Annotated in this window: 24 protein-coding genes and 1 riboswitch; of the genes, 10 read left to right on the top strand and 14 right to left on the bottom strand. The window is 71.7% G+C overall.

The features are described from left to right. Positions 1-107: 107 nt before the first annotated feature. The 5 genes from O7543_RS28815 to O7543_RS28835 form a co-directional block, all read right to left on the bottom strand. Positions 108-617 carry a hypothetical protein gene (locus tag O7543_RS28815; RefSeq protein ID WP_281550983.1) on the bottom strand — a complete coding sequence of 170 codons (510 nt, stop codon included), beginning with the start codon at positions 615-617 and terminating at the stop codon, positions 108-110. Between the two features lie 11 nt (positions 618-628). After that, a complete protein-coding gene (locus O7543_RS28820) occupies positions 629-2344 on the bottom strand; it encodes a PHP domain-containing protein (protein WP_281550982.1) in 1716 nt (571 codons plus the stop codon). Between the two features lie 176 nt (positions 2345-2520). After that, on the bottom strand, positions 2521-3321 hold the full coding sequence (locus tag O7543_RS28825) for an energy-coupling factor transporter transmembrane component T (protein WP_281550981.1): 801 nt from the start codon (positions 3319-3321) through the stop codon (positions 2521-2523). 20 nt (positions 3322-3341) lie between these two features. Continuing rightward, on the bottom strand, positions 3342-4766 hold the full coding sequence (locus tag O7543_RS28830; protein WP_281550980.1) for an ABC transporter ATP-binding protein: 1425 nt from the start codon (positions 4764-4766) through the stop codon (positions 3342-3344). A gap of 22 nt (positions 4767-4788) precedes the next feature. Beyond that, on the bottom strand, positions 4789-5388 hold the full coding sequence (locus O7543_RS28835) for an ECF transporter S component (protein ID WP_281550979.1): 600 nt from the start codon (positions 5386-5388) through the stop codon (positions 4789-4791). Continuing rightward, a riboswitch (TPP riboswitch) is annotated at positions 5385-5490 on the bottom strand. Its footprint overlaps the gene before it by 4 nt. A 131-nt stretch (positions 5491-5621) precedes the next feature. Here O7543_RS28835 and O7543_RS28840 point away from each other — a divergent pair. The 3 genes from O7543_RS28840 (at position 5622) to O7543_RS28850 (ending at position 8105) form a co-directional block, all read left to right on the top strand. Further along, positions 5622-6719, top strand: coding sequence for a permease (locus tag O7543_RS28840; protein ID WP_281550978.1), 1098 nt, complete (start codon positions 5622-5624; stop codon positions 6717-6719). Then, positions 6716-7489: a TIGR03943 family protein gene (locus tag O7543_RS28845; RefSeq protein WP_281550977.1), complete on the top strand. Its 774-nt coding sequence runs from the start codon at positions 6716-6718 to the stop codon at positions 7487-7489. The genes O7543_RS28840 and O7543_RS28845 overlap by 4 nt, the downstream gene beginning before the upstream one ends. A gap of 79 nt (positions 7490-7568) precedes the next feature. Then, positions 7569-8105: a DUF6328 family protein gene (locus tag O7543_RS28850; RefSeq protein ID WP_281550976.1), complete on the top strand. Its 537-nt coding sequence runs from the start codon at positions 7569-7571 to the stop codon at positions 8103-8105. Here O7543_RS28850 and O7543_RS28855 read toward each other — a convergent pair. The 7 genes from O7543_RS28855 to O7543_RS28885 all read right to left on the bottom strand — a co-directional run bounded on the left by O7543_RS28855 (position 8088) and on the right by O7543_RS28885 (position 12675). Continuing rightward, positions 8088-8693 (bottom strand): hypothetical protein, encoded by a 606-nt coding sequence (locus tag O7543_RS28855; protein ID WP_281550975.1) that lies wholly within the window; start codon positions 8691-8693, stop codon positions 8088-8090. The two genes, O7543_RS28850 and O7543_RS28855, sit on opposite strands and share 18 nt — an antisense overlap. 43 nt (positions 8694-8736) lie before the next feature. Beyond that, on the bottom strand, positions 8737-9177 hold the full coding sequence (locus tag O7543_RS28860) for a Fur family transcriptional regulator (protein WP_281550974.1): 441 nt from the start codon (positions 9175-9177) through the stop codon (positions 8737-8739). A gap of 46 nt (positions 9178-9223) precedes the next feature. Continuing rightward, the gene (locus O7543_RS28865; protein WP_123602948.1) at positions 9224-9523 is read right to left on the bottom strand and encodes a metalloregulator ArsR/SmtB family transcription factor; all 300 of its coding nucleotides are present in this window, start codon (positions 9521-9523) and stop codon (positions 9224-9226) included. 78 nt (positions 9524-9601) lie between these two features. Beyond that, entirely contained in the window at positions 9602-10519 is a 918-nt protein-coding gene (locus O7543_RS28870) for a metal ABC transporter permease (protein ID WP_281550973.1), read from the bottom strand. Next, positions 10516-11277 carry a metal ABC transporter ATP-binding protein gene (locus O7543_RS28875; RefSeq protein ID WP_281550972.1) on the bottom strand — a complete coding sequence of 254 codons (762 nt, stop codon included), beginning with the start codon at positions 11275-11277 and terminating at the stop codon, positions 10516-10518. Before O7543_RS28875 ends, O7543_RS28870 begins: the two co-directional genes overlap by 4 nt. Next, positions 11274-12329, bottom strand: a complete 1056-nt coding sequence (locus tag O7543_RS28880) for a metal ABC transporter substrate-binding protein (RefSeq protein ID WP_281550971.1) — start codon at positions 12327-12329, stop codon at positions 11274-11276. The genes O7543_RS28875 and O7543_RS28880 overlap by 4 nt, the downstream gene beginning before the upstream one ends. A gap of 88 nt (positions 12330-12417) precedes the next feature. Beyond that, the gene (locus tag O7543_RS28885) at positions 12418-12675 is read right to left on the bottom strand and encodes a DUF6703 family protein (RefSeq protein WP_281550970.1); all 258 of its coding nucleotides are present in this window, start codon (positions 12673-12675) and stop codon (positions 12418-12420) included. A 31-nt stretch (positions 12676-12706) separates the two neighbouring features. Here O7543_RS28885 and O7543_RS28890 point away from each other — a divergent pair, with 31 nt between their 5' ends. From O7543_RS28890 to ppdK, 5 genes are all read left to right on the top strand, one after another. Beyond that, entirely contained in the window at positions 12707-13048 is a 342-nt protein-coding gene (locus O7543_RS28890) for an antibiotic biosynthesis monooxygenase (protein ID WP_281550969.1), read from the top strand. Between the two features lie 238 nt (positions 13049-13286). Next, complete coding sequence (locus O7543_RS28895; RefSeq protein ID WP_281555661.1) at positions 13287-13766, top strand: hypothetical protein; 480 nt, start codon at positions 13287-13289, stop codon at positions 13764-13766. A gap of 70 nt (positions 13767-13836) precedes the next feature. After that, on the top strand, positions 13837-15216 hold the full coding sequence (locus O7543_RS28900; RefSeq protein ID WP_281550968.1) for a glycine--tRNA ligase: 1380 nt from the start codon (positions 13837-13839) through the stop codon (positions 15214-15216). Between the two features lie 125 nt (positions 15217-15341). Further along, positions 15342-16490, top strand: a complete 1149-nt coding sequence (gene dusB, locus O7543_RS28905) for a tRNA dihydrouridine synthase DusB (RefSeq protein ID WP_281555660.1) — start codon at positions 15342-15344, stop codon at positions 16488-16490. A 249-nt stretch (positions 16491-16739) separates the two neighbouring features. After that, complete coding sequence (gene ppdK / locus O7543_RS28910; protein WP_281550967.1) at positions 16740-19475, top strand: pyruvate, phosphate dikinase; 2736 nt, start codon at positions 16740-16742, stop codon at positions 19473-19475. 118 nt (positions 19476-19593) lie between these two features. Here ppdK and O7543_RS28915 read toward each other — a convergent pair whose 3' ends face one another. Next, positions 19594-20082: a roadblock/LC7 domain-containing protein gene (locus O7543_RS28915; RefSeq protein ID WP_281550966.1), complete on the bottom strand. Its 489-nt coding sequence runs from the start codon at positions 20080-20082 to the stop codon at positions 19594-19596. Positions 20083-20543: 461 nt separating this feature from the next. Here O7543_RS28915 and O7543_RS28920 point away from each other — a divergent pair, with 461 nt between their 5' ends. Beyond that, entirely contained in the window at positions 20544-20894 is a 351-nt protein-coding gene (locus O7543_RS28920; RefSeq protein WP_281550965.1) for a VOC family protein, read from the top strand. A gap of 622 nt (positions 20895-21516) precedes the next feature. After that, on the top strand, positions 21517-22812 hold the full coding sequence (locus tag O7543_RS28925) for a deoxyguanosinetriphosphate triphosphohydrolase (protein WP_281550964.1): 1296 nt from the start codon (positions 21517-21519) through the stop codon (positions 22810-22812). A 24-nt stretch (positions 22813-22836) separates the two neighbouring features. Here O7543_RS28925 and O7543_RS28930 read toward each other — a convergent pair whose 3' ends face one another. After that, complete coding sequence (locus O7543_RS28930; RefSeq protein WP_281550963.1) at positions 22837-23133, bottom strand: hypothetical protein; 297 nt, start codon at positions 23131-23133, stop codon at positions 22837-22839. Positions 23134-23366: the final 233 nt, after the last annotated feature.

A 23366-nucleotide genomic window follows, 5' to 3' on the forward strand; every position in this document is an offset into this window, starting at 1 on the left:
TGCGGCAGCGGAAGGCCGTTGAGCATGTGACTGCCTCCGGCGCTGGCCACAGGAGGTGACCAGCGCCGGAGGCTAACTAGGCGAGGCTAAACAGGTGAGGCGAATGGTCAGTGTTTGTCGGCGCAGCATGGGGTCGGGTCGGGCAGCTCGAACGGCCCGATCCGCCCCGGTCCGACCGGAGTGGTGATCAACGTGAGCACTCCGTTGATCCACTGCGGCCGGACGAAGTCCCGGGTCTGCACCGGCGTCTCCGGCTCCGGAACCGCGCCGCCGAGCATGATGACCTGCTCGATCGCGCTGAGTTCGAGCAGCTCCGCGACGGTGAGTGTGCCGACCAGACGGTCGACCCCGGGGTAGCGCACTGCCCGCCCGGACCGGCCGGCCCGGTGTTCGTCGGCGGCGAGCTCCGCCGCCGGGACCAGATCGGCCGGGGTGGCGGGCAGATCGGGCAGCCCGTCGGGGGCGGCCAGACTGATCGCCACGTGCGGCCTCGGCGTCCGCACCAGATGGGTGCAGGCGACGAGGTCGGGCAGGTCGGCCACGCCGACGACGTCGTGCAGCCAGTGTTCGGCGGCAGCGTCGTCGGCGTGCCCCAGGCTGATTCCGATGACTGTCACGGCGGTGGCGGTCAGGATGGCAGGACCCAGATCGGGTTGCCGTAGAACCACAGGTCCAGCCACGGGTCGGCGTCGCCGAGCACGTCCATCGCCGGGCCGTGCGGGTCGACCGCCGCACCCATCAGACCGGGCGCGCTGCGGTTGCCGTCGGTGCCGCGGACCCGGACGTACATCGGTCGGTCCACCCGGCCCAGCGGGTAGCTGAACGACACCCGCTTGCGGCCCGGCTGCACCTCGAACGAGGCGGCGACCCGGGTGGTCGGGGCGGTGAAGGCGTCCTGGTCGGTGACCGGTCCGGTGACGTCGCCGACGATCAGGTCCACCCGAGCCAGCTTTGGCACGAACTGCGCCCAGTTCGGCACGGTCGCCAAGTCGATGTCGAGGGTCACCACGACCGACGTACCACTCTTGATCTTCAGCGTGCCGCCGAGCGTGGCACCGGCACCCGGCCGCTGGTCGTTGAGCCGGCGGACCCGCATGTCCAGGCCCCGAATCAGACCGCCGTGGTCCACCCAGACCCGGCCGGCCCGGATGGCGTCCATCACCGCGCGGTAGCCGAACGCCTGCGCGCCGACGTGGGTACGGCTGTACTGGCCCGGCCAGAAGTCACCGGCGGTGGTGATCAGCGGCCCGTACACCGGGTCGTTGTACTTGCCGTTGGCGTTGAAGTCGCTGTCCGGCCCGCGCATCGACGTACCCAGGTAGTTGATGTGCGAGTCGGAGTTGGCGCTGATCCACCACGGCTTGCCCTCGGCGAGCAGGCTGTCCCACAGCCCGCCCACGGTGGAGGTCATCCAGTCGAACCCGCCCCAGGTGCGGTAGCTCTCCAACGGGTAGCCGGGGAACGACGCCGCCGACGGGCTGCCCTCGTAGTAGCCGCGACCGCGACCCGGGCCGTTCGGCGCCGGCAGGCTGGACGCCTGGTGACCGGGGGCGCCCTCCATGCCGACCGCCACGGTCGGGTCGGCGTCGCGCCAGGCCCGCACCTCGTGCGGCGAGTCGACGCCCCGCCGGGACGGGTGGTTGGCCAGGAACAGCGCACCGCCGATACGGCGCCGACGGACCTCGTCACCGAGGAACTTGATGCCGGCGATGGCGAGCGCCTCGTTCTCCGGGCTCGGGTTGCTGGTGCCGTTCACCGAGCCGTCGTAGTCGGTCTCGAACTGCTTGAGTACGGCGACCTCGTTCGGCCCCGGCTGGACGAAGACCGTGCCGTGCTCGGCGGACGGGATGTTCCACTCCAGGCCCTGGTAGATCAGCAGGTCCTTGATTTCCTTGCGGGTTTCGACGATGTCCGGGTTGACCTTCTCCACCCCGATGCGGGAGTGGGTGGCGTTGCCGTGGTCGGTGATGACGATCCAGTCCAGACCGTACGCGCGGGCGTGCTTGGCCTGGTCGACCACCCGGTACATGGCGTCCGAGCTGTACTGGGTGTGGATGTGGTGGTCGCCGGCCAGCCAGACGAACTCGCCGTCGTTGGCCTGGCCGCCGCCGGTGCCGCCGCCGTTGTGGTCGTTGGCCGGTGCGGCGTGCGCGGCGTGTCCGCCGGCCAGCACCGACGACGCGGCCGCGCCGGCACCGAGCAACCCGGCGTTACGCAGGAAGGTACGCCGGGACGCCTCGGTCGGCGACAGTTCGGCGTCCGGCACCGACAGGTCGAGTGGTGCCGGTACGTCGGCACCGGTCGCCGCGTGGTCGTGGTGGTGATGGTGGTGGTGGTGTCCCATCCCTGTTCCGCCTCCCAGATCAACTTTGTCGCGGTCAATCTCGTGGAGGTGGGGAAACAGCAGGCGACGTGCTGCCGTCGTTGCGGCGCACGTGTCGTGAAGGTGTTGCCATGTATGCATCTGTGGCATCTGGCGTGACCTGCTGATCTTTGTGCCGGGGGGTGGCCGGGCCAGGATCAGCCGATCACCGGGCGGAAGACCCCGGCGGCGAGACTGACCGCCAGCGACCCTCCGGCTGCGATCGCGGCACCGGCGACCAGAGCCGCGTCGGCCGCCCCGAACCGTTGCCGCCGGGCGCTGGTCCGGGGGATGCCGGCGTCGAACCCCCGGGCGTCCATCGCGGTGGCCAGCCGGGTGCCCCGGCGGATCGCCAGGACCAGCAGCCCGAAGGCGGTCGCCGCGAACAACCGGAGCCGGCGCACCGGGTTGCGGCCCGCGTCGATGCCCCGGGCCCGGCGGGCCATCGCCAGCAGCTGCCACTCGGCGGCCAGCATCGGCACCAGCCGGAACGCGGCGAGCGCCCCGATCGCGAACCGGGGCGGGGCCTTGACGTTCTGCACCAGGGCGTCGGCCAGGTCGGTCGGGTCGGTGGTGGCGAAGACCAGCACCCCGGGCAGCGCCACGGCCAGCAGGCGCAACGCCAGCCCGAGTGCGGTGACCAGTACGCCGCTGGTGACCAGCACCGGGCCGGCGGCGAGCAGCACCGGGCCGGTCCGTTCGGCGGCGAACAGCGTCAGGGTGACCAGCACACCGGCGGCGCTCAGCAGCAGCGGCGCCATTCGGCGCAGCAGGGCACGGTAGCCCAGCCCGAACAGCGGGACCACGGCGAGCTCGACGGCGATCGCGACGGCCGGCGCCAGCGGGTCCAGGGTGGCCAGCAGCAGCACCGAGAAGACCAGCGCGGCGGCGAGCTTCGCCACCGGGTTGCGGCGGGCCAGCGGCGCCGTCTTCTTGGTGCCGTCCGGTTCGCCGATCACAGGGTCAGCCGCCGGCCGGCTCACAGGGTCAACCGCCGGTCGGCGAGGGCGGCGACGAGGTCGACGTCGTGGGTCACCGTCACGATCCCGTGCCCGGCGTCGCGCAGCTCACCGAGCAGCGCGACCAGTTCGAGCCAGGTGCGCCGGTCCTGGCCGAACGTCGGCTCGTCGAGCACCAGCAGGCGGGGCGCGGTGGCCAGGGCGGTCGCCACACTCAGCCGCCGCGCCTCACCACCGGACAGGGTGTACGGGTTGGCAGCCGCCAACCGGTCCAGCCGCAGCCGGTGCAGCAACTCGTCGACCACCGGCGCGACGGCCGACTCCGCCAGCCCGCAGCGGCGCGGGCCGAGGGCCAGCTCGTCGGCCACCGTGGTGGCAACGAACTGGTGCTCCGGGTTCTGGAACACGTTGCCGACCCGGCGGACCAGCTCCGGTGCCCGCCACCGGTGCGGGACCGGGCCGACCCGGCCGTCGCCGGTCAACGCGGCGGTGGCCCGGACCGCTCCGTCGGTGGCCGCGACCAGCCCGCCGAGCAGCAGGGCCAGCGTGGTCTTGCCGGCGCCGTTGGGCCCCAGCACGGCCAGTGCCTCGCCGCCGCGTACCGGCACCTCGTCGGCGAGCGGGGCGAGCCGGGGCACCAGCCCGACCCGGTCGGCGATCAGCAGCGGCTCACCGGCCGGGGCGGCGGAACCACCGCGCTGCGGCAACGGCTGGTCCGGCACCCAGACACCGTCGGCGGCCAGTTGCCCGCCGTACCGGTCGAAGATCTCGTCCGGCTTGCCGTCGGCCCGCACGCCGCCACCGGCGGACAGCACCACCACCCGGTCGACCAGCGGCAGCGCCTGCGCCACCCGGTGCTCGACGATCACCAGCGTGGTGTCCCGGTCCCCGTCGAGCGCCCCGGCGACGGCGTCGCGGACCAGGTCGGCGCCGGCCGGGTCGAGGTTCGCGGTCGGTTCGTCCAGCAGCAGCAGACCCGGCCGCAGGGCGAGCGCCCCGGCCAGGGCCAGCCGCTGCTGCTCGCCGCCGGACAGCGCGGCAGTCGGCCGGTCCCGGCCGTAGCGGAAACCGACCCGCGCCAGCGCGGCGTCCACCCGTGGCCAGATCTGCTCGGCCGGCACCCCCCGGTTCTCCAGCCCGAACGCCACGTCGTCGCCGCTGCGCGCCATGACCAGCTGGCTCTGCGGGTCCTGGAAGACGATGCCGACCCGCTCGCGGGCCTTGCGCGGGTCGAGCCCGTCGACGGTGACGGTGCCGGCCTGCTCGCCCGAGTCGGCCGGCAGCAACCCGGCGATCGCCGCCAGCAGCGTGCTCTTGCCGGCCCCCGACGGCCCGAGCAGTAGGACCCGTTCGCCGGCGTCGACGCTCAGCTCGACGTCACGGACCGCCCAGGCCCGGCGGCCGGCGTGCCGCCAGCCGAACCCGCGCAGCTCCAGCCGGCTCACGACCCGGCCGGCCCTGGCCGGGTCACACCGTGGTGCGGTCGCGGCCGGCGGGGAACCGGTCGAGCACCCCGGTGCGGGCCAGTGCCCGGGTCAGCGCCACGCTGCCGGCACCGGCCAGCACGATCGCGCTGACCACAGTGACGATGAAGATCGGAATCCGGAAACTGACCAGGTCGTACGGCGCGTAGTAGCGGATCTGGTCGAAGATCGCCGCGCCGAGCCCGGCGGTGGCCCCGGCGGTCAGCGCCACCGGCAGCCGGAACGAGCGGTACGCCACCGCCAGGAACACCAGCTCGGCACCGACCCCCTGGGCCAGCCCCTGCACGATCACCACGGCACCCCACTGGCTGCCCAACGCCGCCGAGACGACCGCTGCGACCAGCTCGCAGAACAGCGCGGCCCCCGGCTTGCGGATCACCAGCGCGCCGAGCACAGCCGGCACCAGCCACACCCCGTACAGCACTGCCTGAGCGGGCGGGAAGAAGGTGAACGCGGCCTCGGTGGCGGTCCAGATCAGTCCCCACAGCCAGAAGACCACCCCGAACGCGACCGCGATCACCGAGGCGACCACGATGTCGACGGTCCGCCAGCTACGGTCGGCGGGCATAGATTGCTGCGTCATACGTCGCTCCAACTCCCTGCGCTGGCATTACCCAGATCAGGTTCGAGGGTCTGCGGGACTCCCCGCACTCTCAGCGCTGTGTGCGCTCCCCTGTGGGACATCAGGTTGTGCCACTGACGCTAGCACCGGTGGCACCGCACCGACAGTGGTCGAGTCCCGGTGTGGTGGCGGGCACCCCTGCGCGGGTTATCGTGAACTGCCCGCCTTCAGACCAGCGAGGGGACCAGCCCGCCGTGACCGCTGCCGATCGCACCGCGACGCGTCGGACGCGCCCAGGCGACGACATCGACTGGGCCGCGCCGGCCGACGACGACCTGCCCGGGTCCGGCGGCGCCGCCGGACCGCCCGATGGCCCGCGGCCACCCCGACGCCGGCCGTTCGGTGGCCGGGTCGGCTCGGTGGAGGTGCTCGCCTTCCTGCTGATCGGGCTGGTGATCTTCCGCGAGCCGTTGGCCAACCTGATCTCCGACCCCCGGCTGCAGACCTGGACCACGGTCTTCGTGTCGGTGATGGTCCAGGCGATGCCGTTCCTGGTCTTCGGGGTGGTGCTCTCCGCGGTGATCGCGGTCTTCGTACCCAGGTCGTTCTGGGCGAAGGCGCTGCCGAAACACCCGGCGCTGGCGGTGCCGGTGGCCAGCGCCGCCGGGGTGGTGTTGCCCGGCTGCGAGTGCGGTTCGGTGCCGATCGCCGGGTCGCTGATCCGGCGGGGCGTCGCGCCGGCCGCCGCGTTGGCCTTCCTGCTCGCCGCCCCGGCGATCAACCCGATCGTGCTGGTGGCCACGGCGGTCGCCTTCCCGAACAACCCCGAGATGGTCGTCGGCCGGGGTGTCGCCAGCCTGCTCGTCGCGGTCGTGATGGGCTGGCTGTGGCTGCGGCTGGGTCGCACCGACTGGATCCGCCTGCCGCACCGCCCCGACCTGGACGACCTGTCCCGGGCGCGGGCGTTCTGGGCGGCGGTCCGGCACGACATCATGCACGCCGGCGGTTTCCTGGTGATCGGCGCGATGGCCGCCGCCAGTATCAACGTGCTGGTGCCGGAGCGCTGGTTGCAGACCCTCGCCGACAATCCGGTGCTGTCCATCCTGGCGCTCGCCGCACTCGCCGTGCTGTTGTCGATCTGCTCCGAGGCGGACGCCTTCGTCGCGGCCTCGTTGTCGCAGTTCTCGCTCACGTCACGGCTGGTCTTCCTGGTCGTCGGCCCGATGGTCGACCTGAAACTTGTCTCGATGCAGGCCGGCACGTTCGGGCGCAGATTCGCGTACCGGTTCGCTCCGGCGACATTCCTGATCGCCATCGTGGTGGCGGTCGCGGTGGGGACGGTGCTGCTGTGAACAAACAGGCTCAAGGTGTGGTGCTGCTGCTGCTCGGTGGCGCGGTGGTCCGGGCCAGCGTCACCGACATGTACCTGCGGTACGTCAAGGAGGCGCTGCAGCCGTTCCTGATCGTCGCCGGCCTGCTGCTGATCGCCGCAGCGGTCATGACGCTCTGGCACGACCTGCGGCGTCGGTCGACACCGGCGCCCGCCGTCGTTGCGCATTCCGGGCACGATGCGCATTCCGGGCCCGGCGACGCCGCCGACGACGGGCATGGCCACGCCCATCACGAGCCGAGGGTGGGCTGGCTGCTGATCCTGCCGGTGCTCGGGCTGCTGCTGGTCGCCCCGCCGGCGCTGGGTTCGTACGCCGTCGCGCAGGCCGGCACCGCGTTGAGCAGCGAGCAGGCATCGTCGGACTATCCGCCGTTGCCGGACGGCGATCCGGCAGAGATCAGCGTGCTCGACTACGCCTCCCGGGCGATCTTCGACGAGGGCCGGTCGCTGGACGGGCGCAACGTACGGCTCACCGGCTTTGTCACCGACGGCCCGGACGGTGAGCCGATGTTGGCCCGGATCGTACTGTCCTGCTGCGCCGCCGACGGCCGGCCGATCAAGGTCGGGATGGACGGCAGCGCTCCGACCGGGCTGCCGGCGGACACCTGGATCGAGGTGGTCGGTCGGTACAGCGACCGGATCGGCACCGACCCGGTGAACGGGGCCAGCATCCCCTATCTGGCGGTCGAGTCATGGCAGCAGATCGACGCCCCCCGGCAGCAGTACGAGTAGAGGTTTCCCGCTGCGGGGTCCGGGGCACATTGCCGATCGCCGTTCGAGCGTGGGCGGTTCGGCAGGAGGACGAGCGGACGTGGACCGGGAGACTGAGAAGGAACGCTGGCAGCGCAACTTTTCCGATCTTTTGCAGGAGCTGAGGGTCGCCCAGACCGGGGTGCAAATCCTCTTCGCGTTCCTGCTGACCCTGCCGTTCAGCAGCGGTTTCCCCGACACGAACGGGTTCCAACGGGACGTGTACGTGGTGGCGCTGCTGGCGGCGGCGGCCGCCGCCGCGTTGATCATTTCGCCGGTGGCGTTCCACCGGGCGCTCTTCCGGCGTGGCCGCAAGCCGGAGCTGGTCCGGTTCGCCCACCGGATGGCCAGCGGCGGTCTCAGCCTGATGCTGGTCGCCATGGTCAGCTCGGTGCTGCTGGTCACCGACTTCATCCTGCCCCGACCGGTCGCCTTCGTGCTCAGCGGCCTCACCGGGGTGTGGTTCCTGATCTTCTGGGCGGCCCTGCCCTTCGTGCACCGTGGCTGGCTGGACGGCGACGATGAGGACGAGGACGACGAGGACGAGGACAGCGACGGTGGTGCCGGGCGCGGCGGCCGGTCAGCGTCGGCCACGTAGGCCCAACGCCCGCAGCTCCAACTCCGCCAACGCGTCGGTGACCGCCGGGTCGCCCCGCCGCCACCCAGCGGCGACGTCCGGTCCGAGCGCGGCGATGGTGCCGAGCGGGCGGGTGGTCAGCGCCCGCAACGCCAGCAGATCCGACCCGGCCGGTACGCCGCGCAGTCGGGCCGCCGCGCTCGCCCGCCGGATCCAGCGCACCCGCAACGGCAACCAGCCGAACAGCACCAGACCCAGCGGAAAGACCAGCATCGTGGCGGCCAGCACCAGGGCCAGCTCACCGACCAGGTCCTGCTGCTCCTGCCCGGCGGCGGCGACCGAACGGGCCGCCCCGGCGGCCTGCTCGAACGGCCCGGTCAGCTCGTCGCCGACCAGTGGCACCCGGCCGACCCGGCTGCCGACGTCGGCGAGGTTGTCGGCCAGCCCGGTGCCGGCGTTCTCTAATGTCCGACCAGCGTCGGCCAGCTCACCGACCCGGTCATGCAGCCAGCTGGCGGCACGGATCCACAGGTAGACCCAGACGACGACGATCAGGTCGGTGGCGAGTTGCCGGCCGGCGCGCGGAAAACGGTCGGCGTAGATCTGCATACGCACAGCGTGCCGTACGAGGACCGGAACCGCGTATACGCGGTCACGTCTTCGGGGTACGCCGGGCGGCGCATTTCGGGCAGGTCCCGAAGATCTCCATCGTATGGCTGACTCCGACGTAGCCGTGCTGCGCCGCGATCCGTTCCGCCCAGCTTTCCACCGCCGGCCCGGCCACCTCGACCGCGCTGCCGCACGAGCGGCAGACCAGATGATGGTGGTGGCCCTGGCTGCACCGCCGGTACAGGTGCTCGCCGCCAGGTGGACGCATCACGTCGACCTCGCCGGAGTCGGCCAGCCCCTGCAACGTCCGGTAGACCGTGGTCAGACCGACCCGGTCGCCCCGCTGACGCAGCATGGCGTGCAGCTCCTGGGCGCTGTGGAAGCCGGCGAGCTCGTCGAGGATGGCGCTGACCGCGCTGCGTTGCCGGGTGTTGCGCACCGCCGAGGGCTCTGCGGTGCCGGGCGTGGTGTCTCCAGTCCTCATCAAGGCCTCCGGGACGTGTTCTGACCGGGCCGGTGCCGGCGGCTGCTCACCGGACCTCCCGGGCATGACTGACAGCGTCCGCGACGATATGCGCGACGTGTTCGTCGACCAGCGCGTAAGCGATCTCCCGGCCTCGCCGGGAGCCGTGCACCACGCCTGCGCCCCGCAGCACCCGCAGATGCTGGGACACCAGCGGTTGCGGCGCGCCGAGCTTCTGCACGAGTTCGTGGACACACCGTTCGCCCTGGGCGAGCTCGGTCACGATGGCCACCCGCAGCGGGGCCGAGAGTGCGCGCAGCAACTCGCTGGCGCTCTCGTACCCGTCGTAGCCGTTGGCCATCGTCACCCCGCAACGGTAACCAATACCGGAGGCGGATCGGCAGGCAGGCGGCTCAGCGGTGCTCGTTGCCGGGTCTGTACCAGGTCAGACGGGACGATCCGGGACCATCTCGGCGGGACGGTCCAGGACCACCTCGGGCGGTTCGACCTCGCGGGGCTGCCGGCGGTGGACGGCCAGCGTGCCGGCGCGGCGGCGCAGCAGCCGCCACGTCCCGGCGCCGACGGCGGTGGCCGCGAAGGCAGCGATCGCCAGGATCACGATGGTCGCGCCCATCGCGGTGTCGGCGGTTCCGGCCAGCCACACCCCGCCGCCGGCGGAGGCCGTACCGATGATCATCGCCATCGCCATGGTGCTGCGGAAACCCCGGGTGATCTGCTGGGCGGTCGCCACCGGGACCACCATCAGCGCGCTGACCAGCAGCAGGCCGACCGCCCTCATGGCGATGGTGACGGTCACCGCGGTGGTCACCGCGATCAGCAGGTTGAGGGTGCGCACCGGCAGGCCGGAGACCCGGGCGTACTCCTCGTCGTGACAGATGGCGAACAGCGCCGGCCGCAGCAGCAGCATCGCGGTCAGCACGACTGCGGCCAGCACCACGATCACCCACAGGTCCTCGACCGAGGCGGTGGTGAGCGAGCCGAAGAGGTACGCCATCAGGTTGGCGTTGCTGCGGTCGCCGGCCAGCCCGACCAGCATCACCCCGCCGGCGATGCCGCCGTAGAAGAGCAGGGCCAACGCCATGTCGCCGGAGGTACGCCCGCGTTCGCGCAGCAGCTCGATGGCGACCGCGCCGACTGCGGCGGCGATTACGGCGGTGAGCACCGGGGAGCGGTCCAGCAGCAGACCGACGCCGACGCCGGTCAGCGCCACGTGGCCGACGCCGTCGCCGATCAGCGACATCCGACGCTGCACCAGGTAGATGCCGAGGGCCGGGGCGGCCAGGCCGATGACCAGGGCCCCGATCAGGGCCCGGATCATGAACTCGTACTGGAAGATGCTCATGTGGTCCACATCTGGGCCGGCTCCACCGCGGCGTGCGGGTGGACGTGGTCGTGTCCGGGGTCCGCGTGGTGGCCGGCCGGCGCAGGCACCGCGCCGTCATGCACCACCTCGCCGTGGTGCAGCACCACGGCCCGGTCGATCAGCGGCTGCAGCGGACCGAGCTCGTGGGCGACGAGGAGCACCGTACCGTTGCCGGCCACGAACGCGCCGAGTGCCCGGGCAAACGCCTCCTGGCTGGCCGCGTCGACCCCGGCGGTGGGTTCGTCGAGCACCAGCAGTTCCGGTTCGCCGGCCAGCGCGCGGGCGATCAGCGTCCGTTGCTGCTGACCGCCAGAGAGCGTGGCCACCGGATCCCGGGACCGGTCGGCGAGGCCGACGGCGCTCAGCGCCGCGGCGACGGCCGTCCGGTCGGCGGCACCGGGCGGTCGCAGTACGCCGCGACGGGCCAGCCGACCGGAGGCGACCACCTCGCCGACGGTGGCCGGTACGCCGCTGCCGGCACCGAGCCGTTGTGGGACGTAGCCGATCCGGTGCCACTGCCGGAACCGCGTCGCCGGCACCCCGAACAGGTGCACCGAGCCGCTGCGCAGCGGCACCAGCCCGAGTGCCGCGCGGATCAGGGTCGACTTGCCGGAACCGTTGGCGCCCAGCAGCGCGACGACCTCACCGCTGGTCACGGTGAGGTCGACGGAGCGCAGGACGGTGCGGTTGTCGTAGCCGACCGCTCCGCGCGATACCTGGACGACGCTGGTGGTCACGAACATCCCAGGGCGGCGGTCAGATTGTTAAGATTGTTGTGCATCACCGAAAAATAGTCTCCGTCGGCGTCTGGCTGCAGTCCCTCGATCGGATCGAGCACTGCAGTCTCGGCACCGGTCTCGTCGGCGATGGTCTCGGCGACGCTCGGGCTGACCAGCGTCTCGAAGAAGATCGTCGTCGCCTGGTGCTCCCGGGCCTCCTCGATCACCTCGGCGAGGCGCTGCGGGGTCGGCTCGTCCTCCGGGCTCAACCCGGTGATCCCGATCTGGTCGAGCTGGTAGCGGGCTGCCAGGTAGCCGAAGGCGGCATGACTGGTGATGATCTCCCGGCGCTCGCAGTCGGCCAGCCGCTCGGCGTACTCGGCGTCCAGGGCCTCCAACTCGGTGCGCAGCGCGGCGGCACGCTCGGTGTAGTCGGCGGCGTGGTCCGGGTCGACGGCGGCGAGACGCTCGGCCAGCGCGTCACCGACGGTGGCGAACCGGGTGGGGTCCAGCCACAGGTGCGGGTCCTTCGCGCCGGTCTCCTCGGCGTGGTCGTCCGCCTCGTCGGCGTGGTCCGCCTCGTCGTCGGCGTGCTCGTCGTCGTCGGCGTGCTCGTCTTCGTCGGCGTGGTCCGCCTCGTCGTCGGCGTGCTCGTCTTCGTCGCCGTGGTCGTGGCTGTGACCACCGTCGGTGGCGTCCAGCAGCGGCTCGACCTCCACCACGTCGAATGCGTGGTCACCGGCCTCCTGCTCGACCGCGGCATCGACGGCGGGCTGGAAGTTACTCAGGTAGACGACCAGGTCCGCGTCGCTGACCTCGCCGACCTGCCGAGGGCTGAGCTCCAGGTCGTGCGGCTCCGCTCCGGGGGGCGCGAGACCGGTAACCGTGACGGCGTCGCCGCCGATCCGTTCGGCCAAAAACTGCAAGGGGTAGAAGGCGGCTACCACGCCGACCGTGGTGTCGCCGGCGGACCCGTCGCCGCCGTCCTGGGCGCAGGCGGCGGTGCTGCCCAGGGCCAGCAGGGCACCTGCGGTGGTGGCGACGGTACGACGGAAGAGGTGGCTGTGCATCAGGCAACTGTCCGTGGCGACGATAATGATTGTCAAAAACGCATGGTTGCATGATTCGCTGCCGCCTGGACGAGCGGTCTGAGCAGGGCTAGAAGATCTTGGCGAGGGCGACCGCCACGAGCAGGGTGAGCGCCACCAGGCGGAACATTCGTCCAGCCGCCGGCACCGCCGGCCAGCTGCTACGTAGCAACCAGACCAGCCCGGCGGCCAACAGCAGCAGCGCCGCCGCGCCGACGATGCCCGGTGCGAAGAGCCCGACCAGGACGAGCGCCAGGGCGGTGAGAAACGCCCCGGTCGGGCTGATCCGCCCGGGGCGGACCGGCGGCGACGGTTGCGTAGGCTGCATCCGACCGACTCTAGTCAGGAGGGGACTCGACGTGCTGGTGGTCAACCGGTTCGCCGTGCCGGAGGCGGACACGCCCGGCTTCGTCGATCGCGCCCGGGCCGCGTTGCGTGCCCTGGCCGGCCGCCCGGGGTACCGGCGCGGCGCACTGACCCGCGCGCTGGAGGACCCGCTCCGCTGGTGCCTGGTCACCGAATGGGAGTCAGTGGGCACCTACCGGCGGGCGCTCGGTTCCTTCGAGGTGAAGGTGGACGCGACGCCGCTGCTCGCCGAATCGCTCGACGAGCCGTCCGCGTACGAGGAACTGGTCACCGCCGGGCCCGGAGAAGAACCCGCAGCCCACACCAGTGACCGGGCGGCGGAGCCGGAACGGTGAGCCGGCGGGCACTACCCTTTGCCCCATGACCGATCCCGGACCGGCGCAACCGCGCCCGCCGTCCGCCGTGCCCGACGAGGCGTCCCCGTGGCAGGCACCCTCGCCGTGGGCTCCGCCGGACCGCCAGCCGCCGCCGCAGCCTGCCGCGACCGGACAGTCTGAGGCCGCACCGGACGCCACGCCGGCTGCTGGCTCGGTGACCCCGGTGCCCGGCCCGGCGACTACGGTGCCTGGTCCGGTGACCCCGGTGCCGGCCGGCCCCGGGGCCGCGCCGCCGTTCGCCGCTCCGCCGGCCGAAGGCCGCACCGCGCGGGTCTGGATCGGGCTGGGCGTCGCGGCACTCGCGCTGCTTCTGTGCTGCGGTGGTGGCACCGTCGCATTGGTCGGACTGATCGTCACCGGCGCCGAAGCGATCGACGAACAGGCCCGGATCGCGGTCGGCGACTACTTCGAAGCGGTGAGTCAGCAGGACTTCGGCGCCGCGTACGACATGCTCTGCGCCGAGGCGCAGAGCCGTGAATCGGCCAGCGAATTCGCCCGACGACTCGCCACGGAGCCGGAGATCACCGCCTACGAGGTCGGTCAGGTCTCGGTCACCAGCCGGATCGTCGTACCGGTGGAGGTCGACTACGCCCAAGGCGGCGAGGACACCCTGCGGGTGTCGCTCAACCAGGACACCGGCACCGGTGAGCTAGAGGTCTGCGGCGTCGAGGGGTAGCCTCCGAACATCTGCCAAATCAGCCCGTCCGCACATCCCCGCCGGCCGCCAGCCGGTGTAGGAGCAGCGCATGCCAGCCGACCGCATCGACGCCGTGGCCAGTCTCGCCCACCGGCGTGGTTTCGCGTTCCCGTCTGGTGAGGTCTACGGCGGCCAACCGGTCGCCTGGGACTACGGGCCACTCGGCGTGGAGCTCAAGGAGCATGTCCGCCGGCAGTGGTGGCGCACGGTGGTGCAGCACCGCGACGACGTCGTCGGCCTCGACGCGGCGGTCATCCAGGCGAGGCCGGTGTTCACTGCGTCCGGCCTGCTCGACGCCTACACCCAGACCCGGGTCCGGTGCCGGGCCTGCGACCTCACCCAACCGCTGGACCGGATCGTCGAGGCGTTCACCGTACGCCGGGAACAGCCGGCTGCCGCACTCGCCGAGCTCGCCTGTCCGAGCTGCGGCAGCCGGGGCAGCCTCACCGACCCGCAGCAGGTCAGCGGCCTGATCGAGGTCTCGCCGGACCGTCCGGGGCCACCACCGGACCGGTACTACCTGCGGCCGGAGGCGGCACCGGGCACCTTCGTGAACTTCGCCAACGTGATGATCGCCGCCCGCAAGAAGCCGCCGTTCGGCATCGCCCAGGTCGGCCGGGTCTTCCGCAACGTCGTCGGCCCCGGCGAGTTCCTGCTGCGCGGTCACGAGCGGGAGCGGATGGAGCTGGAGTACTTCGTCGAGCCCGGAACCGACGACGACTGGCTGGAGTACTGGGCACAGCAGCGGTGGGACTGGTACGTCGACCTGGGTCTCGCGCCACAGCAGTTGCGCCGTACCGAGGTGCCCCTCGCCGGCCTGCCGCAGCATGCCAAGCGGATCGTCGAGATCGAATTCCGGCTCGGTGGTGCCTATCAGGAATTCGTGGTGCTGGAAGGGATCACGAACCGCGCCGACTACGATCTGACCGCCCATGCCAAGCATTCCGGGGCCGACCTTTCCTATTTCGACCAGGACCGGGGTGAGCGGTGGGTGCCGTACGCGATCGAGCCGGCGGCGGACCTCACCGCGACGGTCTTCGCTCTGCTGCTGGCGGCGTACGACGAGGACGAGGCACCGAACACCAAGGGCGGCGTCGACAAGCGGACCGTGCTCCGTCTCGATCCACGGATCGCCCCGGTCAAGGTGGCGGTGCTGCCGCTGTCGCGCAACGCCGACCTCTCGCCGAAGGCACGTGACCTGGGTGCCGCGTTGCGGCGCCGCTGGATGGTCGAGTTCGACGATTCGCAGGCCATCGGTCGCCGCTACCGGCGTCAGGACGAGATCGGTACGCCGTACTGCGTCACGGTCGACTTCGAGACGCTGACCGACGACGCGGTCACCGTGCGGGACCGGGACACCATGGCGCAGCAGCGGGTGTCACTGGACCAGGTCGAGCGGTACCTGCTGGAGCGGTTGCCGCCCAGCTGACCCCCCACCCGGAGCGGTTGCCGACCGGCTGACCCCCACCCGGGTCCGGCGCCGGGTGGGTCCGTGGAATCCTGGACGGCGTGTCTGTCACCGCGTCCCGGCCGGCCGGTGGGTCCGCGCCGGCCCTGCCGCCGCTGCCGCTCGGCCGCCACCAGGTGTGGCCGCCGGTGGTCCTGGCACCGATGGCCGGGATCACCAACGTCGCCTTCCGCCGGTTGTGCCGTGAGCAGGGCGGTGGGCTGTACGTCTGCGAGATGATCACCACGCAGGCGCTGGTCGAGCGCAATCCGAAGACGCTGCGGATGATCGCGTTCGCGCCGTCCGAACGCCCCCGGAGCCTGCAGCTGTACGGGGTCGATCCGCAGGTCACCGCAGCCGCGGTGCGGATCGTGGTGGAACGTGACCTGGCCGATCACATCGACCTGAACTTCGGCTGCCCGGTGCCCAAGGTCACCCGAAAGGGCGGTGGTGCGGCGTTGCCGTGGCGGCACCGGCTGTTCAGCCGGATCGTCGCCGGTGCGGTCCGGGCGGCCGCGCCGGCCGGGGTGCCGGTGACGGTGAAGATGCGCAAGGGCATCGACGACGATCACCTGACGTATCTGGACGCCGGGCTGGCGGCTCAGGAGGCCGGGGTCGCGGCGGTGGCGCTGCACGCCCGTACCGCCGCCCAGCGGTACTCGGGTACCGCCGACTGGGACGCGATCGGCCGGCTCAAGCAGGCGTTGAGCGTGCCGGTGCTCGGCAACGGTGACATCTGGGAGGCCGACGACGCGGTGCGGATGGTGGCGCACACCGCCGCTGACGGGGTCGTCGTCGGCCGGGGCTGTCTGGGCCGGCCGTGGCTGTTCGCCGACCTGTCGGCGGCGTTCGAGGGCGGGTCCGGGCGGACGTTGCCGACCCTGGGCGCGGTCGCCGCCACCATGCGCCGGCACGCCGAGCTGCTGGTCGACTGGTTCGGCACCGGACGCGACGGGCGGGCCGACGCCGAGCGGGACGGCTGCACCGACTTCCGTAAGCACGTGGCCTGGTACCTGAAAGGCTTCCCGGTCGGCGGTGAGCTGCGCCGGGCCCTCGCCATGGTGTCCAGCCTGGCGGAGCTCGACGCGCTGCTGTCCAAGCTCGACCCGGCAGAGCCGTTCCCCCGGCACACGTTGGGCCAGCCGCGGGGCCGGACGAACTCGCCGGGCAAGGTCTTCCTGCCGTACGGGTGGCTGGCCAGCCGGGACGACGATTCCGTCCCGGCCGGGGCGGAGATCGCCGATTCCGGCGGCTGAAACCGGCTGGAACCGGCTGGCGAACCCGTACCGCACACCGCTCGACCGGAGTGATCCAGCACACCGGTGAATGCGCAGAACTGCGCACGGAAGCGCTCCCAGGACGGCATCCGATCGCCACCCGTGTCGTTTCCTGTGCGGCTGGTCACCCACTACTGTCGGCTTGCCTCCCTGGTCGCTTAACCTGCGCCAACCAATGGCCATTGGTGAACCATCGTTCAGCGCCGAACGGCACATGGGAGGCCAACAATGGCGGAATCCGGCGGACCGGGCGACCCGTCCCGGCAGACAGCCCATCACCACAGGTACGTCTACGACTTCACCGAGGGAAACCGCGACCAGCGGGATCTGCTCGGCGGCAAGGGGGCGAACCTGGCCGAGATGACCAACCTCGGCCTGCCGGTCCCACCCGGCTTCACCATCACCACCGAGGCGTGCCGGGCCTACCTGGCGAGCGGCGCGGTACCGCCGGATCTGCCCGACCAGATCGCTGCCGCCCTGGCCCGGCTGGAGCGCCAGCGTGGCAAACGGCTCGGCGACCCGGCCGACCCGCTGCTGGTCTCGGTCCGCTCCGGGGCAAGGTTCTCCATGCCGGGAATGATGGAGACGGTGCTCAACGTGGGCCTCAACGACGAGTGCGTGGCGGGGCTCGCTGCCCAGGCCGGCGGTGACGAACGGTTCGCCTGGGACTCCTACCGTCGGCTGGTCCAGATGTTCGGCCGGACGGTCTGCGGGGTGCCGGGGGAGGAGTTCGACCAGGCGCTGGAGGCGGCCAAGCGGGCCACCGGCTCCGACGACGATCTCGCGCTGGACGCCGACGCGCTGCGTGGACTGGTCCGGGCGTACCAGAAGATCTTTTTCGCGCACACCGGCCGGGACTTCCCGCAGGACCCCCGCGAGCAGCTCGACCTGGCGATCCGGGCGGTCTTCGACTCGTGGAACGCCGAACGGGCGGTGATCTACCGGCGTCAGGAACGGATCCCCACCGAACTCGGCACCGCGGTCAACGTGGTCGCGATGGTCTTCGGCAACCTGGGGCCGGACTCCGGCACCGGTGTCGCCTTCACTCGCGACCCGGCCAGCGGTGACCAGGGGGTCTACGGCGACTACCTGGCCAACGCGCAGGGCGAGGACGTTGTCGCCGGGATCCGTAACACGCTGCCGTTGCAGGAGCTGGCCCGGCTCGACCCCCGGTCGTACGGTGAGCTGTTGACCATCATGGCCCGGCTGGAGAACCACTACCGGGATCTGTGCGACATCGAGTTCACCATCGAACGCGGCAAGCTGTGGATGCTGCAGACCCGGGTCGGCAAGCGGACCGCCGCCGCCGCGTTCGTCATCGCCAGCCAGCTGGTCGACGAGGGAATCATCGATCTGGACGAGGCGCTGCACCGGGTCAGCGGGGCGCAGTTGGCGCAGCTGATGTTCCCCTGCTTCGACCTGTCCGACGCGCCGCCGACGATCGCCACCGGGATCGGTGCCTCGCCGGGCGCGGCCGTCGGCAAAGTCGTCTTCGACTCGGCCCGGGCGGTCGAGCTGGCCCGGCAGGGGGAGCAGGCGATTCTGGTCCGGCGGGAGACCAACCCCGACGACCTGCCCGGCATGATCGCCGCGCAGGGCATCCTGACCAGCCGGGGAGGCAAGACCAGCCACGCCGCCGTGGTGGCCCGGGGGATGGGCAAGACCTGCCTGTGCGGGGCCGACGCCCTCGACATCGACGCCGGCGCCGGGCGGTTCATCGTCGGTGACCAGATCGTCTCCGAAGGTGACGTGGTGTCGATCGACGGCACCAGCGGCTGCCTGTACCTCGGTGCGGTGCCGGTGCGCCCGTCCGAGGTGGTGCAGTACTTCGAAGGCTCCGTCGACCCGGCGACCACCACCGACCCGCTGGTGCTCGCCGTACACCGGATCCTGTCCCACGCCGACGACCGGCGGCGGCTGACGGTGCGCACGAACGCCGACACCGGCGCGGACGCCGCGCGGGCCCGGCGGTTCGGCGCCGAGGGGATCGGGCTGTGCCGCACCGAGCACATGTTCCTCGGCGACCGCCGGGAACTGGTGGAGCGGCTGATCCTGGCCCGTGACGAGGCGGAGCGTGCGGCCGCGCTGGCCGAACTGCTGCCCCTGCAACGGGCCGACTTCCGGGAGATCTTCCAGGAGATGGACGGCCTGCCGGTCACCGTACGGCTGATCGATCCGCCGCTGCACGAGTTCCTGCCGTCGCTGGAGGAGCTGGCCGTGTCGGTCGCCCTGGCGCAGGCCCGGGGTCAGGAGGCCGGCCGCGACGCGGCCCTGCTCGCCGCGGTGCGCCGGATGCACGAGCAGAACCCGATGCTCGGGCTCCGTGGCGTGCGGCTCGGCCTGGTCATCCCGGGGTTGTTCGCGATGCAGGTGCGGGCGATCACCGAGGCGGCCGTCGAGTTGGCCGCCGCCGGGCGCGATCCGCGACCGGAGATCATGGTCCCGCTGGTCGGCGCGGTCCAGGAACTGGAGACGGTACGCGCGGAAGCCGACCGGATCATCGCCGAGGTGCTCGGCGACCGGTCGGTCGAGATCCTGATCGGCACCATGATCGAGGTGCCCCGGGCCGCGTTGACCGCCGGTCAGCTCGCCGGATCGGCGCAGTTCTTCTCCTTCGGCACCAACGACCTGACCCAGATGGGCTGGGGATTCTCCCGTGACGACGTGGAGGGCGCGTTCTTCTGGCGCTACCTGGAGCTGGGCATCTTCGGCATCTCGCCGTTCGAGTCGATCGACCGGGACGGGGTGGGCCGGCTGGTGCGGATCGCCGTCGAGGAGGGCCGCGCCGCCCGGCCCGGCCTGAAGATCGGGGTCTGCGGCGAGCATGGCGGCGACCCCGACTCGGTGCACTTCTTCCACGAGGCGGGCCTGGACTACGTGTCCTGCTCGCCGTTCCGGGTGCCGGTGGCCCGGCTGGAGGCCGGCCGGGCGACGGTCGAGTCAACCGGCTCGGACAGCCGCTGACCGGCCGCTGGCGCTGACCGGCCGCTGGCGCTGACCGGCCGCTGGCGCAGAGCGGCCGGGCACCCTGGGGGCGGGAGGGTGCCCGGCCGCTGCCTCGGTCCCCGCCGGCCGGCGTCGGTCAGAACCGGCGGCGCGGTAACGCCGGGTTGTACGGCAGGGTCGCCATCGGGGTGCGGACCGCCAGCGGCGCGTGATTGTCCAGTAGTCCCGGCACCGGTGCCGCGACGTTGCTGGCCGGTCTGCTCCGCAGCAGCTCCCCGATCGACCGCGCCGCCCGGCGGCCGTGCGCGTGCAGCAGGCCCGGATCGGTGCCCGGTCCGGCGAGTACGGCGAGCAGCGCCCGGTCGCCCACCGGGTAGAGGGCGACCTGGCCCCGGCTGCCGTGGATCACGGTCTCCCGCAGGTCACCGTGGCCGGCGGTCATCGCGAACCGTCGCCCCAGGCCGACGCTTGCGGCGGCCAGCGCGGCGATGCTCTCCGCTTCGGCGCTGGCGAGGTCGTGGGTGATCAGCAGGCCGTCCACGCCGGTCAGTACGGAGCCGGTCACATCGGGCACCCGGCGGCGTAGCCCGTTCAGCTCGGTAACGATAGCGGTGTCAGTGTCCACCGGCGGTCTCCTTCACTCGATCGTCCGGTTGGCTGGTCGCCGACCTCGTCCCGAGCGACCCGCCGCAGGCGTACGGGCGGGTGGTGGCCGGGTGGGGAGGGCGACTGCGGTCGGCGCGGCGTCGGCGACGTTGCGCGCCGCGCGACGGTGGGGCGCAGGGTTCCGCCACCGGGCCGGGTGGGGTGCCGGCGGGCCTCGGTCGGTCGATGATCGACACCAGCGGGTTGTCCAATCGTCCGGTCGAGGTAGCAGTGACGATGTGCTCCTGGCACGTTACCGCAGGCGATGTTTCTTTGTGGACCCGTAACCATCGGCAATCGGACAGCAACTGATAACTGATCGGCTATTGCGAACGATCATCAAACTGACTTCGGGTGTTTGGCCCGTCACCCTGCCGGGTCGGTGGTGGTCGCCGTACGGTAGGCCTGGAACCGGGTCCGTACGACCTCAGGAGGTGGCCGGTGGCAAGTCAGTGGGAGAACCTGGTGGTCGACGCCCACGACCCGGCCCGGCTGGCCAGATGGTGGGCGCAGGCGCTCGGCTACCAGATCGTGCACGAGGCGTCGGACGAGGTGGAGATCCGGCGCTCACCGGACCAACTGCCCGGGCTGATCTTCGTTCCGGTGCCGGAGAGCAAGCAGTTGAAGAACCGGCTGCACATCGACCTGCGCCCGACGGATCAGGCAGCGGAGGTCGAGCGGCTGGTCGACATGGGTGCCCGCCGGGTCGACATCGACCAGGGTGACGTCACCTGGATGGTGCTGGCGGATCCGGAGGGCAACGAGTTCTGCGTACTCAGCGGACGTGGCTGAGTGGCCCGCTCCACCGCAGCCTGCAGCAGCAGCAGGAACGTCCGGCCGTCCGGCCCGTCGCCGAACCCCAGCCAGCAGGACTCGGGCCGGCCGTGGGTCTGCCAGCGGGCGGTGACCAGGATGCCGTCCGCCGCCGGCAGGGCCAGCGCCAGCGTGGCCAGTCGTGCCGACCGGGCGTAGCCGTGCGGCGGAGCGTCCCCGGCCGTGACCAGGTGCCGGCCGAGCAGGATGTCTACCCGATGATGACGGCGCGCTGGTCGCGTCGATCCGGTCGGCCCGGTCGAACTGGTCAGACAGCAGGCGCTGGCGCCGGCCAGCTCTCCCATGAGCTGGCCGGCGCAGTGCTCCTCGACGGCGTACCGCATCGGTTCGGCGACATCGCAGATGTGTACGAGCCGGCTGGTACGGGTCCACCCCTGGTCAGCCACGACCCGATTGTGGACTGGCCGGGTGCGGTCCCGCAGGGTCGACGTCAACATCACGACACAAACCGGAAACCATCCCGAAATCGTTACCCGATCAGGTGACGGGCACCCGCCGCTCAAGGGGGCCGGTTCGCCGCCCCACCGGGCTGGTCGGGCTGCTGGTTCGCCGCCCCGCCAGGGCGGTTAGGCTGCTGAAGGTGAGTGCCTCTCCGGACGGCCCGGCGGTTGGTCGCGCCGCCGACGCGCACCGACTGGTGCCGGAGCCGGCCAAGGACACCGGCTACGGGCGCAGTCCGTACGAGCGGGACCGGGCCCGGGTGCTGCACTCGGCCGGGTTCCGGCGGCTGGCGGCCAAGACCCAGGTGTATCTGGCGGATCCGAGTGGCGCGGACGGCGTACCCCGGACCCGGTTGACCCATTCGCTGGAGGTCGCGCAGATCGCCCGCGAGATGGGTGCCCGGCTCGGCTGTGACCCGGACGTGGTGGACGTCGCGGGCCTGGCCCACGACCTCGGACACCCGCCCTTCGGACACAACGGTGAGCGGGCGCTGGACGAGGTCGCCGCCGGCTACGGCGGCTTCGAAGGCAACGCGCAGACGCTGCGGGTGCTCACCCGGCTGGAGGCCAAGGTGATCGGTCCGTCCGGCGACTCCGTCGGGCTCAACCTCACCCGGGCCTCGCTCGACGCTACCTGCAAGTACCCCTGGCCACGACAGCCCGGCGAGCGCAAGTTCGGGGTGTACGCCGACGACCAGCCGGTGTTCACCTGGCTGCGCGACGGCGCGCCCGACGGCCGGCGGCGCTGCCTGGAAGCGCAGGTGATGGACTGGGCCGACGACGTCGCGTACTCGGTGCACGACCTGGAGGACGGTATCCACGGCGGCTACATCGACCTCGGTCGGCTGATCGTGGACCCCGACGAACAGGCCGCGCTGGCGGCCGACGTCGCTGCGGCCTACTCCACCGAGTCCGCCGACGATCTGGCCGGCATCCTGGCCGAGTTGCTGGCCCGACCGGAGTTGCGGCTGCTGATCGGCTACGACGGCAGCCACCCGGCCCAGGCGGCGCTGAAGGGCACGACCAGCATGCTCACCGGGGCGTTCGTCGCCGCCGCGGTGTCGGCCACCCGGGACCGTTCCGGTGGGCAGCCGGTGCGGCGGTACGCGGCCGATCTGGTCGTGCCCCGGGTGGTGCGCGCCCGGTGCGCGCTGCTGAAAGGGCTGGCGTTGCGCTACGTGATGCGTCGGCCCGGTGCCGCCGCCGGCTACCTGCGGCAGCGGGAGATCCTCGCCGAACTCGTCGAGGCGTTGACCGGGTACGCCCCGGCCGGTCTGGACCCGGTCTTCCTTCCATTGTGGTCGGACGCACCGGATGACCGGGTCCGGGCACGGGTGATCATCGACCAGGTCGCGTCACTCACCGATCTGGCGGCGATCTCCTGGCACCGGCGGCTGACCCGGCCGGCGGGGCGGCCGGGTCCGACCCGCGTCTGATCCGGTTCACGGCCGGTCGCTCCCTCAGCTCTCGGCCGGCGGGCGGACCGCGACCAGGTCTGCGGCGAGCAGCGCCGACCACCAGGTCTCGACGTTCGACAGCGATCCGGAGATGATCCGTGGCTGGTCGCCCTCGGTGAGCAGGGTCAGGGCCGAGCCGTCCGGCCAGGCCAGCACCCAGCCGGCGATGTGTGGGAGCTCGTCCTCCGGTGCCAGTTCGGCGTCCCGGCTGCGGTAGAGGGCACACAGTCGGGGCGCTTCGTCGAGGGCGATCACGTCCAGGTGGTCGGTGGCGCTGGTCTCAGGCAGCAGCTGGGGCATGGGGGTGCCTCCTCCTTCGGGCTGGGGATCCGGCAATGTAGACAAGACACAGTGAATCGTGAAGAAAGAGAAACAAGCCAGCGAACGGTTCACTAGGTACGACACAGACAGTATTGCCGTGGTCACAGATAAGGACAAGGTCTGTTCTTCGGCGAGGCGTGGAAAGTGCGTATTGACAGAGGCCTGCCTGGTCAGGGTGGGGTTCGGGAGGTCCGTCGCGGCCGGTGGGGTGC

This window comes from Solwaraspora sp. WMMA2080 (assembly GCF_027497395.1).
Lineage (GTDB): Bacteria > Actinomycetota > Actinomycetes > Mycobacteriales > Micromonosporaceae > Micromonospora_E.

Coding starts and splice junctions, on each gene's coding strand:
- O7543_RS28820 (WP_281550982.1), bottom strand. CDS start 2,344: ATGGGACACCACCACCACCATCACCACCACGACCACGCGGCGACCGGT.
- O7543_RS28835 (WP_281550979.1), bottom strand. CDS start 5,388: ATGACGCAGCAATCTATGCCCGCCGACCGTAGCTGGCGGACCGTCGAC.
- O7543_RS28855 (WP_281550975.1), bottom strand. CDS start 8,693: ATGCAGATCTACGCCGACCGTTTTCCGCGCGCCGGCCGGCAACTCGCC.
- O7543_RS28860 (WP_281550974.1), bottom strand. CDS start 9,177: ATGAGGACTGGAGACACCACGCCCGGCACCGCAGAGCCCTCGGCGGTG.
- O7543_RS28870 (WP_281550973.1), bottom strand. CDS start 10,519: ATGAGCATCTTCCAGTACGAGTTCATGATCCGGGCCCTGATCGGGGCC.
- O7543_RS28880 (WP_281550971.1), bottom strand. CDS start 12,329: ATGCACAGCCACCTCTTCCGTCGTACCGTCGCCACCACCGCAGGTGCC.
- O7543_RS28885 (WP_281550970.1), bottom strand. CDS start 12,675: ATGCAGCCTACGCAACCGTCGCCGCCGGTCCGCCCCGGGCGGATCAGC.
- O7543_RS28900 (WP_281550968.1), top strand. CDS start 13,837: ATGCCAGCCGACCGCATCGACGCCGTGGCCAGTCTCGCCCACCGGCGT.
- ppdK (WP_281550967.1), top strand. CDS start 16,740: ATGGCGGAATCCGGCGGACCGGGCGACCCGTCCCGGCAGACAGCCCAT.
- O7543_RS28930 (WP_281550963.1), bottom strand. CDS start 23,133: ATGCCCCAGCTGCTGCCTGAGACCAGCGCCACCGACCACCTGGACGTG.